This is a genomic window from Pseudoalteromonas sp. PAST1, assembly GCF_021532515.1.
Lineage (GTDB): Bacteria > Pseudomonadota > Gammaproteobacteria > Enterobacterales > Alteromonadaceae > Pseudoalteromonas > Pseudoalteromonas simplex.
Map to the genome: position 1 here is coordinate 74,137 of NZ_JAKGBH010000021.1, position 11,371 is coordinate 85,507.

Below are 11,371 nucleotides of genomic sequence, written 5' to 3' on the forward strand. Positions count from 1 at the left end.
ATGAGAGTTCAATTAGCTAGCTTATTAATGCTTTTGACTTTACTAGGCTGTAGTGCTCAAAGCCAAGAGCCTACACCTAAATTGCAACATGCACGGCTTACTGAGCCGCAAAGTGAACTAATAGCGCAAGGCATCGCAAGGTTGATGCACAGCAAGCCAATTGCTGTTGCTGATGATGCTTTTATGAATACCAGTGTGCTTGTCACTGACAGTATGAATGTAATGGATGGGCAAGGTAACCTTATAATGGGCAAGCAACTGTCAATGCCAGAACGCTTTGAGCTACTTATTAAAAACCAAATATGCTTTGTGCGCCATTTAGATAGTAAAGCGACCGAGCCTCTTCCTTTGGTGAAATGCAAACCAGTTGATTAATTCAAAGCTAAAAAGTAGATATAAAAAAAGCCCTTGCGGGCTTTTTTTATAATATGTTGGTGAATATTACTTAATCTCAACACGTTGAGATCGCATAACGACTTCATCATTTAATTCAATACCGATACCTGGCTCTTCTGATACTTGGAAGAAACCATTTTTAGGTTGTGGATCTTGAATGCACAATTCACGGTTCCATTTCTTAATCGCGTAGGTGTGATGTTCGTGAATTAAGAAGTTAGGAATCGCAGTTTCTAAGTGTAACGAAGCTGCAGTTGCTACTGGGCCGCCACACACGTGAGCTTGAATACGCACATCAAAGATATCAGCATAATCACACACTTTTTTAGTTTCAGTGAAACCACCACATAGGCCTAAGTCTGGCTGTAATACATCAATACTTTGATCTTCTAAGTAAGGACGCACCCCCCAGCGGTTATACAAACGTTCACCACCTGCAATTGGCACCGCTACTTTGTCAGCAACTTTTGCGTGTAATGAATGATTTAAGTAATTCACAGGCTCTTCGTAATACATACAATCGAACTCTTCAGCAATTTCACCAATTTGAATTGCTGATGTTGCGCCTGGTAAACTGTGACACTCAAAAATAATGTCAACTTCGTCACCGACTGCTTCACGAATAGCCTGCATACGCGCACGATATAATTTCATTTCTGCACGAGAAATAATGTTAGTGCGATCGTAATAAGTATTGCCGTTTTTATCGTACTGGATTGGGTCAACTTTTACCGCGTCATACCCTTCAGCCATCGCCTTAAGCGCTGCTTCTGCGTATTCCTCTGGGTGAACAAGCGCTTTAAATTCGCTGTCCCAGTCAAATTGTAGTTGTGATGCATAAGTACGTAGCTTATCGTTAACTTTACCACCTAATAGTTGGTAAACAGGCAAGCCTAATGCTTTACCTTTAATATCCCAAAGTGCAGTATCAATGGCGCTCATTGCTGCATACACAACAGGACCACCACCTAAACCCCAAAAGCTTTCGCGTAGCATTCGTGACCACAGTTTTTCTGTTTGAAATGGGTCATGACCAATTAAAAAGGCATCAGCCATTTCTTTGATCATTGCCGCAGCTGCACTATGACCTAAATCATAAGCCAGACCCGCTTCACCCACACCGCTAATACCTTCATCGGTGTGAATACGCACAAAAACAGGTGTCCAAGCAGGTCTGTCTGGACAATGAATATCGAACACTTCGACGCGATTAACTTTCATGGTTACTCCTTACTGAGCAAAACTAGGATCAAGACGATAAGCTTTACGCAACATGGCTGGCCAAGCTAACTGACCACCGGTGCTGCCGCTATGCACGACATTCGCTTGATTATAAATATTATCGATAATAGGTTGTGGTACCGGGATTGCCGTTTGACCACTGGCTTGAATAGCCAATTGAATTTCACAGGCGCGCTGCAAATCATAAAAGCGCATAAAGGCATCCCCCACCGTTGGGCCAACAGTTAAGCCACCGTGATTAACCAATAACATGTGATTAGTGGTGCCTAAATCATCTTGTAGACGCTTTTTCTCATCACTGTTTACCGCTAACCCTTCGTAGCCATGATAAGACAATGATGGCAATGAGAACATTGAGTATTGGCTAAGTGGCAATAGGCCTTTTTCTTGCGTTGCAACGGCAATGGTTTCTTTTGTGTGTAAATGAATAACACAGTGAGCGTCATCACGAACTTCATGAATAGCGCTGTGAATAGTGAAACCAGCCGGATTAATTTTAAATGGCGTGTCATCAAGAATATTGCCAGCTAAATCCACCTTCACAAGGTTTGATGCCGTCACTTCATCAAAACTAAGACCAAATGCATTAACTAAATAGTGATCTGTACCCGGTAAACGTGCCGATAGGTGGGTATAAATTAAATCCCCCCATCTAAAGTGCTCAACTAAACGGTAACATGCTGCTAAATCAACACGAAGCTGCCATTCTTGTTCAGATACTTTATTTTTTAAATCGAGTTTTGGTAAGTCAAACATGGAAAACCTTGTATATGTGACACTGCACAAATAGATGTATAGAAGTCTAAATTACTATTAATAGATGATCAATAGGTGATACAAAAAGGCCACATCAATTGATGTGGCCTTTTCACGCTAAAATGGTGTTTATTTTACTTGTGATAAGTAATCAGCAATTGCAGCCATTTCTTCTTCAGATACGTTTGCAACCATTGCTTTCATCGCAGCAGCCATACCGTTGCTACGCGCACCTGACTTAATGTCTTTCATTTGTGCTAGTAAGTACTCTTTATTTTGACCATTTAATTTAGGGTACTGAGGCATGATAGGCGCTTTACCTTCTGCACCGTGGCAAGTTTGGCAAAGCTTAGCTGTGTATAGTGTTGCACCATCCGCAGCCATAGTGTTGAAAGATAGGCTTGCAGCCATTGCAATGCCAGCCCCACATAAAATTTTCGTGATCTTGCTCATATCTATTTTCTCTTTTTTGACGGGTTATTAAACATTTTCTTTAGTGTAGACCATGATTTAACAATATTGCACCCGAAAATTGTAACGGCAATAGAAACAGTCACTACCAAATTAAATCATCAGGTACTTCAAAATCAGCATACGGATCATCTTCATCCTTTTGCTTATCTTCAGGCTCAACATGGAACACTATGTAGTCTTCGCTGACTTCAGCGACTTTTCGTGCTGGTTCGTCTTCCAGTACAAAAAATTGGCCTTCTAAAACACAAATTGCTAATCGGCCACCAGCTAGGGCCTTTTGTGTTTTTTCATTTACTTCGAGCTCTTTCACTTTATTTTGATAAGTGAAGTTAAATGTGCGATCACCACGGATTTCATCTTGGTTGTGATGCTCTAAAATCTGTTTAACGCGCGCTACTTGCTCACGTTGCTTTTGCTCTTCTAAACGCGCTTTATTAAGCTCGTCGGCTTTTTTCTGCTGCTCAAGCTTAGTTTGTTCAATATGTTTTTGCAGATCGCTAGGATTACTCGTGGCGCCTTTCTTTTTCTTCTTTTGCTGTTTGCGCTTTTCTGTTTTGGCTACTTTAGCTTTATGTGCCGTAGTAAGACCAGCTTTAAGTAATTGATCTTGTAATGAACCCATGACGAAATTCCAATTTATTAATGCGTATTAGGGTTATTTTAATCAGCTCTGCCAACAAATAACAGTACTGAGCCCACTTGATTCACAGCAATCGAGTATATTGATGTGAGATTAACACGCGATGAAATCATGACATATTGATTTAACGCAAGATTTATCATTTTAGTCGCCTTTGAACTTGTAAAAAAACCTGTACCCGATAAGCTAGGGCTTTTCCTCTTGGGAGCTAAAAATGCAGCTGCGACATTTGTTACTTTGCTCTGTGTTTATTTTCTTTGTTTTATACGCCCCACAACCCTTACTTGGATTATTTGCCAGTCATTTTTCTGTATCGCCAGCCACTGCTGGTAGCTTAATGACCGCAACTATGTTGCCACTAGCCATTGCTCCTTTAGTGTATGGCTTGTTTTTAGCTAAGCGAAACCCACTCACAATTTTAAAGATTGCCATGTTTGTGTTAGCAATCAGCTGTATCGCTTTTACTTTAGCACCAAGCTTTGAGTTGCTATTACTAGTTCGTTTTATACAAGGGATCACCCTACCCGCAGCGCTCACTGCCATGACCAGTTATATTGGTGTGACTTTTCAGGCTGACCAATTACAACGTAACATGACGCTTTACATTGGCAGCACCATTGTTGGTGGCTACTTCGGACGTATGCTCGCCGCCTTGTTTACTGACTTTTTGAGCTGGCAAAGTTTTTATTATGTGATTGCGCTTGGGTTAGTACTATTTGCACTCGCCATTCCTAAATCAGGTAAAGGCGCGAGTATTCATGCTGCAAAGTCGCCGCTGTTGTATCTAAAGCAATTAAAAGATCCGCTGGTATTAAAGCTCTACGGAGCAGTGTTTTGTATGTTCTTTTGTTTTGCGGCACTGTTAAATTATTTACCTTTCATTCTGCAAGACAGTTTTGCTATCACTAACACCCGAGACATCGGACTGGTTTACAGCGGCTACTTGTTAGGCGCGCTGGCTTCCATAGCCACACCTTGGCTGTTACGAAAGTCATCAACACCTTGGCATTTATTAACCTGGGTTTTTGTATTCTACAGCCTGACGATGGTGTTATTGATGAGCCAACAGTTAATACTATTTGTGGTTGCTTTTACTGGCTTTTGCGGTGCAATGTTTGTGATCCACTCAAGTGCCGCTCCATTGGTAAATAAAATCAGCGGCGCACCTGCAAGTGTCACCAATGGCGGTTATGTCTCGTTTTATTATAGCGGTGGCGCACTGGGCTCATTATTGCCAGGGCTGGTATATCAGCAACACGGCCAAGTTGCCTTTATGACCGTGCTACTTTTAGTCTGCTTAGTAGGTTTAAGCTTAGTTTATTTGGCAGGTAGAAATACAATACGTGGTTGATGCCCAGTACTTTCAAAAAACAGCTCTAAGTCCTCTTTTTTCATTAGCCATGTGGCGGTATTTTCAAAAGGGTGACAATGAAAAAGCTCGTTAAACCAAATTTCTTGGTCTAGCCAAAGAGTGACATTATTTTGCTTATCGTTTAACAGTGCCAACATAGAAACACAGCCCGGTGGCACTTTAAGATAACGCGCTAATCGCTCATCAGATGCAAACCCTAAACGCGATAACCCCTGCTGCTGAGCTATGGCTTTTAAGTCGAGTTGTTTGTCGTGAGCGGTGATCACTAAAAAGTGGCGCTTACCTTCGTTATCTCGTAAAAACAGGTTTTTTAATCGAGTGCCCGGTCTATCGAGCATAAACTTATCGGCATCTAAGCTGCCGTGTAATGGTGGATGCTCAATCACATCATAATTAATATCTAATTGAGCTAGCGTAGCAGCTAACTTGCTTTTATCTGCATACATTTACAAACAATGTCCTCGTAATTGCACACTTAAATCACGCCATAATACTTCGTCAATAACGTGTTTATCGTCGCAGTATTGTCGCTCTTTAAGCTCTTCATTTAATAATTCAACCGCTTGGTCTTCGAGCATAAGTTTTAAGTTGCTCGACTCTTCAAATACTTCTTGCTCGGCAAAATCTTTAAACTGCTTACGTGTCATTGGCTTATCGAGATTAATTGGGCGTCTGCCCTGTGCTTTAACTGACACCACATAGGCAAAGATTTTATTGCCTTGCTCGTCATTCTTTTCGTAAAACTGTTTATTATTGATTTCAAAAGGAGGCGCTTCTTCTTGGCTTGCGCAACCGGCAAGTAAAACAACCAAAAGCCATGCTATTTTTTTCATTATTGGATAAGCCTTAAACAGTGAATGCGCTTTAGTCTACCAAAAATAAAACAACAGAGTAAAAATTCGAACATTTTAAAAAAAAATACTTGACCACAAATGCAAAAATATTTAAAGTTCACCCCGCTTGAGACGCAAGACTTAAGCATCCTGTATTTAGGAATGTGGGGCTATAGCTCAGCTGGGAGAGCGCCTGCCTTGCACGCAGGAGGTCAGCAGTTCGATCCTGCTTAGCTCCACCACTTTCCTACCTCTCTTTAGGCAATCTGCCAAATTAAATATCTAAACAAACTCATATTCATATTTCGATTCGTTTTATTTATTTGTTTTAGACACAAAAAAACCGAGCAAAGCCCGGCTTTTTAAAGCAATTACTTTTAGTGATTACTCACGAATTTGGCCTTCGCCATTCACTAAGTATTTTTCAGTTGTAAGTGACTCAAGACCCATTGGACCGTAAGCATGTAGCTTAGTTGTCGCAATGCCAATCTCAGCACCTAAACCTAACTGTGAACCATCAGAAAAACGCGATGATGCATTAACCATTACCACAGATGCATCCACACTGCGTTGGAATAACTCAGCTGCAGCTTGGTCTTTAGTACAAATCACTTCAGTGTGGTTTGAACCAAATTTAGCAATATGATCAATGGCACCAGCAAAGTCAGGTACAACCTTGATTGCGATTTCTAAATCTAAGTACTCTTCACCAAACTCGTCGTCAGCAAGTACTGTTGCATTATCAAAGTACTCGGCAGCTTTCGCATCTGCATTTACTTTTACGCCTTCTTGACGAAGAACAACTGCACACAGGTTTAAAAACTCATCAGCAATATCTTGGTGAACCACTAAGCCTTCTAGAGCATTACACACACCAGTACGTTGAGTTTTACCATTTAATAGTAAGTTGATTGCTACATTCAAATCAGCGTCTTTATCAACATAAAGGTGACATACACCTTTAAAATGCTGAATCACTGGAATGGTACTGTTTTCTGTTACAAAATTAATTAAACCTTCACCACCACGCGGAATGATTAAATCAATTGTGTCACGCTGTTGCATCAGCTCCATGAGTAGACCACGGTCTGGATCTGGGATCACTGAAATCAACGCAGCAGGTAAACCATGCTTTTCAAGTACTTTGTGCATTACACTTGCGATTGCTTGCGAACTACGAAGTGCTTCTTTACCACCACGTAAAATAACACCATTACCCGATTTAAAGCATAACGCACCGGCATCAGCCGTCACATTTGGACGTGCTTCATAAATCATACACACAACACCCAGTGGTACGCGCATCTTGCTGATCTTAATACCGTTTGGACGCTCTGAAATTTCACGTAATTGACCAACAGGATCATCAAGGCTAACAATTACTTCGATGCCTTCAGCCATTGCTTCAATGCGTTCATCGTTAAGCGTTAAACGGTCAATCATAGACGCAGCAAGGTTATTATCACGTGCTGCCGCTAAATCGCTTTCGTTCTCTTTGATGATAAACGCTTTGCTTTCGCGTAACGCCTCTGCCATCTCAGTTAACACTTGATTCTTAGTAGCAGTATCAAGTAAAGCTAACTGGGTTGCAGCTTTTGCAGCTTGACTCGAAATATCCGTAATTAAACTCATGACTTCTCCAATAATGCGATATCTTTCTCTGAAACAACTGGGCCGATTGAATCTTGCATTTTTTCGCTAAATTCACTTTGCTCGTTGTCAGCAATAAAATTCAATAAACAGCTACTGTAGTTCGCTGTTGCTTTTGCTAGACGCGTACCATCATCACTACGAACTAAAATGGTATCGCCTACGCCAAATTCTCCGTGTACTGCAACGATTTCATCGCTACGAATACAACCGTCTTCATCTTTTAATGATTCATCGAATGAACCTTCAACGACAACCTCACCCTGCTCGTTAGCTGTGTGAGTCATCCAATGCACTGCTTCTTGCATCGGTTTCTCATATGGTTTGAAGATAGTACCTGGGTTGTCACCCGCAAGCAGTCGGTTAAATGTCTCTTCTTTAAAACCATTTAAAATAAAGGTTGTAATACCATGTGAAGTGGCTTTTTCAGCCGCTTCGATTTTCGTTTTCATACCACCTGTACCAACGGCACTGGTTGCACAACCGGCCATGGCGTAAATCGATTCATCGATGCTATCAATTTCTGGTAATAGCGCTGCATCTTCATGTAAATTCGGATTTTTGTCATAAAGACCATCAACATCCGAAAAAATCATCAATGCATCTGCGTCCGCCGCTGCGGCTACCATTGCCGACAAGTTATCATTGTCGCCAACTTTTAAATCATCAGTTGTTACCGTGTCATTCTCATTAATGATAGGTAATACACCATGCTCCAGTAAGGTGAAAACTGTTTCACGAATACTGGTATAACGCTCACGGTCACGTAAGTCACCATGAGTTAATAAAATCTGTGCCGATGGGAAATCAAAGAAACGATCCCACATCGCCATCATTTCTGTCTGACCGGCAGCAGCCATTGCTTTTTTCATCGTCACTGAACGCTTTTCTTGTTCAGGGAATAAATGCGAACCAGCAGCTACCGAACCCGATGATACTAAAATAACTTCGATACCTTGCGCTCGACAGCGAACGATGAACTGTGCAATGGTCAGTAAATAACGTGAGCGACACCCGTCTTGTTCGGGTGCGATTAATGCGCTACCTACTTTTAGTACTATACGTCGCCAATTTAACTTTTGCATAACTGTTCAACTTTCCATTTTACTATCTGTTCAGTGCCAATTTGCCACTGATTAAAAGACTCGCGTTTAGCTTTACTAAACGCACTGACTATTACCACTTTGCCAAACAACTTATCTATGCACACGACTACGCCACGCAAGTACTGCGATTAGATATAGCACAACTTTTATTCAGTCAGTAGACCAAACGGTTATAAACCATAAGTTGATAAAAAGAGATAAGTGTTGTTTATGTATCGCTGTAAAAAGCTGTGTGAGGCTTTTATTAATAACAACATACATAGAGCCTATACAATCTGGTACACCAACAGATAGGGTGTAGATTGTATGACCGAGATTTAGCTGCCACGATGGGAACTAAACATTGACCAGATAATGAACTTATATTCTATTCAACACGTAATAAATACACACTGAACACGGGAAAGTTCATTTCTATTTAATTAGAAAACAAAGTGAATAAAACACTAAAATTGTTACAAGCAATTGATTATTTAGAGGTAAAGCTCTAGAAAACTGTAGCAACACCGATAAACATTTAGATATCAAATTGTTTGAACACGAAATATAATACGGGAAATCAGGGGTAAAGATCAAGGGCGAAAAGTAATCACAGCTTTTATACTTGCCATAAATAGGAAAAATAAATACTTTTTAACAATAAGTTAGATCACCATATGTTAGCCCTAATGATTTTTTCTCTGCAAACCTGACTTTTGTTTTAGATATAACCCCAAAAAGTAGTAATAACGACTAAAATCGTATTTGAAGCATCAAGTTTGCTTGTGTCTATAGTGATGAGTAAGCTTTAATAAGCAGGCAATTTTATTTCAAAGGTCTAATTGAGGATTGCATTACATCATAAATAATGTGATTCGACCTTTTTTGAACAGTAGTAACAAAAGGATAATTTATTCTATGTCAGCAATTTATATAGCAGGGATCGCATTGTGCTCAGTATTAGCACAGTGGGTCGCATGGGCGTTTCGCGTACCCGCTATTTTATTTTTACTACTAACAGGTTTAGTTTTAGGGCCATTTAGTGGCGTACTAGAACCTGACGCTCTACTGGGTGATTTACTCTTCCCTGTAGTTTCTTTAAGTGTGGCGGTGATCTTATTTGAGGGTTCACTAACCTTACACTTCAGAGAGTTAAAAGGGATTGGTAAGGTAGTTCGTAACCTCTGCTCTATTGGAATGCTCACGACTTGCTTAGTAATCAGCTTCAGCGCTTATTGGATTTTAGAGCTGAACTGGCGAGTTGCTGCAGTCCTTGGGGCGGTGCTTGTTGTAACTGGACCTACAGTTATTGCGCCGCTGTTAAACTCTATGAGACCTACTCAAGATATTGACCGCATCTTGCGTTGGGAAGGTATTGTTATAGACCCTATAGGTGCATTATTCGCAGTACTAGTATTTGAAGCTGTCATGCTTGTAGGTCAAGGCGAAGTACTGAGTCATACCATTATCGCGCTCTTTAAAACCCTGGGAGTTGGTTTAACCATTGGTGTCGTTGCCGGTTGGCTTACCACATTGCTGATACGCCGAGAATGGCTACCATTTGAGTTACACAAGTTTGGCATTTTAGCCTTAGTACTGATTAGCTTTACGGTTTCGAACCACCTAAGCCATGAATCTGGCCTCCTCGCTGTTACCGTGTTTGGTATTTGGCTTGCTAACCAAGATGATCTCGAAATTGACTCTGTGCTTGAATTTAAAGAAGACCTTTCGATGATCTTAATTTCATCACTGTTCATCTTACTTGCAGCCCGACTACAGCTATCAGATTTAATGATGTTACATAGCGATGTGTTTATTTTCTTAGCCATCGTGCTTTTTGTGGCTCGCCCAGCCTGTATTGCAATATCGACCTTTAAAACTGATTTACCACTTAAGTCTCGTTTAGTTCTGTCGTGGATTGCACCACGGGGTATCGTTGCCGCTGCGGTGGGCTCTGTATTTGCTCTAAGTATGGTCGAAGCTGGCATTGCCGATGCTGAAAAAATAGTGCCACTTATATTTACTGTAATTATTATTACTGTAGTACTGCAAAGCCTTACAGCAACACCGTTGGCAAAGTTATTAAAAGTACGCCAGCCTGCGCCAAATACTATTTTAATTATTGGCGCAAACCATGTAGCCCGTGCTATTGCTTGCGGCTTAAAAGATCAAAATATTCCGGTGCACTTATCTGATCCTGCATGGGAAAACTGTAAAATGGCACGCATGGATGGCTTACCTTGTTACTATGGTAATCCGCAGTCAGAGCATGCGGAGCGTTATTTACCATTAACAACAATTCGTAGCGTACTCGCGCTTTCACCTAACCGCCATCACAATGCATTAGGCGTACAATACTTCTCGCATTTGTTCGACGAAAAGAATGTATTTTCTCTGCGCTCTTCGACTAACCATGCAAAAGCGAATAAAGACAGTGCGACCTTCTTGTCACGACAAATTCTGTTTGGCGACAATGGCGCTTATGCCCGTTTAAGCAGCTTAATTGCCAAAGGCGGCAAAGTTAGTGCGACGCGTATTTCTGAAGAGTTTAGTTGGGATCAATATAAAGAAGTTAATAGCGAAGCAATCCCATTATTTATTTTAAATGGTGAAAAAAGCGATGATGACGATACGCCTATTAAAATTCGCCCGTTCACTACAAATATGGAAAAACCTCCACAAGTAGGTGAACGTATTGTGGCACTTCAACCGCCTAAACTATCGGTGCTAAAAGACCCGAACAACGGCAAACCGAAAGAAAATAAAGAAGAGAAATAACAGTAAGGCCAGCATTAGCTTAATGCCAGTCAGTTAAGAGCTGACTGGCATTTTCTTTTATAGGGATATTTATTAGGTTTCCTTCTTACCACCCTTGGATAATGCCTGTCTGGTAGCCTATCGGGTAAGATAAACAACCTAAGAG

Annotated in this window: 11 protein-coding genes and 1 tRNA gene; 4 read left to right on the plus strand and 8 right to left on the minus strand. The window is 40.9% G+C overall.

The annotated features are described in order from the left end of the window. Positions 1-375 (plus strand): hypothetical protein, encoded by a 375-nt coding sequence (locus L1272_RS12055; RefSeq protein ID WP_054552451.1) that lies wholly within the window; start codon positions 1-3, stop codon positions 373-375. Between the two features lie 66 nt (positions 376-441). On the opposite strand, the gene L1272_RS12060 is transcribed toward L1272_RS12055, so the two are convergent. The 4 genes from L1272_RS12060 to L1272_RS12075 form a co-directional block, all read right to left on the minus strand. After that, positions 442-1,617 (minus strand): mandelate racemase/muconate lactonizing enzyme family protein, encoded by a 1,176-nt coding sequence (locus tag L1272_RS12060; protein ID WP_054552450.1) that lies wholly within the window; start codon positions 1,615-1,617, stop codon positions 442-444. A gap of 9 nt (positions 1,618-1,626) precedes the next feature. Further along, a complete protein-coding gene (locus tag L1272_RS12065) occupies positions 1,627-2,394 on the minus strand; it encodes a class II aldolase/adducin family protein (protein WP_054552449.1) in 768 nt (255 codons plus the stop codon). A gap of 129 nt (positions 2,395-2,523) precedes the next feature. After that, positions 2,524-2,847, minus strand: coding sequence for a c-type cytochrome (locus L1272_RS12070; RefSeq protein ID WP_054552448.1), 324 nt, complete (start codon positions 2,845-2,847; stop codon positions 2,524-2,526). A 103-nt stretch (positions 2,848-2,950) separates the two neighbouring features. Then, positions 2,951-3,490, minus strand: a complete 540-nt coding sequence (locus L1272_RS12075; protein ID WP_063701878.1) for a DUF2058 domain-containing protein — start codon at positions 3,488-3,490, stop codon at positions 2,951-2,953. 232 nt (positions 3,491-3,722) lie between these two features. On the opposite strand from L1272_RS12075, the gene L1272_RS12080 reads away from it, so the two are divergent. Continuing rightward, on the plus strand, positions 3,723-4,859 hold the full coding sequence (locus tag L1272_RS12080) for an MFS transporter (protein WP_235373525.1): 1,137 nt from the start codon (positions 3,723-3,725) through the stop codon (positions 4,857-4,859). Here the strand turns inward: L1272_RS12080 and L1272_RS12085 are convergent. Further along, a complete protein-coding gene (locus tag L1272_RS12085) occupies positions 4,826-5,326 on the minus strand; it encodes a prolyl-tRNA synthetase associated domain-containing protein (protein WP_058583962.1) in 501 nt (166 codons plus the stop codon). The two genes, L1272_RS12080 and L1272_RS12085, sit on opposite strands and share 34 nt — an antisense overlap. Then, positions 5,327-5,713, minus strand: a complete 387-nt coding sequence (locus L1272_RS12090; RefSeq protein WP_235373526.1) for a hypothetical protein — start codon at positions 5,711-5,713, stop codon at positions 5,327-5,329. A gap of 166 nt (positions 5,714-5,879) precedes the next feature. On the opposite strand from L1272_RS12090, the gene L1272_RS12095 reads away from it, so the two are divergent. After that, positions 5,880-5,955, plus strand: a tRNA-Ala gene (locus L1272_RS12095). A 142-nt stretch (positions 5,956-6,097) separates the two neighbouring features. Here L1272_RS12095 and L1272_RS12100 read toward each other — a convergent pair. Both L1272_RS12100 and proB read right to left on the minus strand, forming a co-directional pair. Continuing rightward, a complete protein-coding gene (locus L1272_RS12100; protein ID WP_055198957.1) occupies positions 6,098-7,345 on the minus strand; it encodes a glutamate-5-semialdehyde dehydrogenase in 1,248 nt (415 codons plus the stop codon). Next, positions 7,342-8,448, minus strand: a complete 1,107-nt coding sequence (gene proB, locus L1272_RS12105) for a glutamate 5-kinase (protein ID WP_235373527.1) — start codon at positions 8,446-8,448, stop codon at positions 7,342-7,344. The genes L1272_RS12100 and proB overlap by 4 nt, the downstream gene beginning before the upstream one ends. Positions 8,449-9,366: 918 nt before the next feature. Between proB and L1272_RS12110 the strand changes: the two genes are divergently transcribed. After that, positions 9,367-11,226 carry a cation:proton antiporter gene (locus tag L1272_RS12110; RefSeq protein WP_138600166.1) on the plus strand — a complete coding sequence of 620 codons (1,860 nt, stop codon included), beginning with the start codon at positions 9,367-9,369 and terminating at the stop codon, positions 11,224-11,226. Positions 11,227-11,371: the final 145 nt, after the last annotated feature.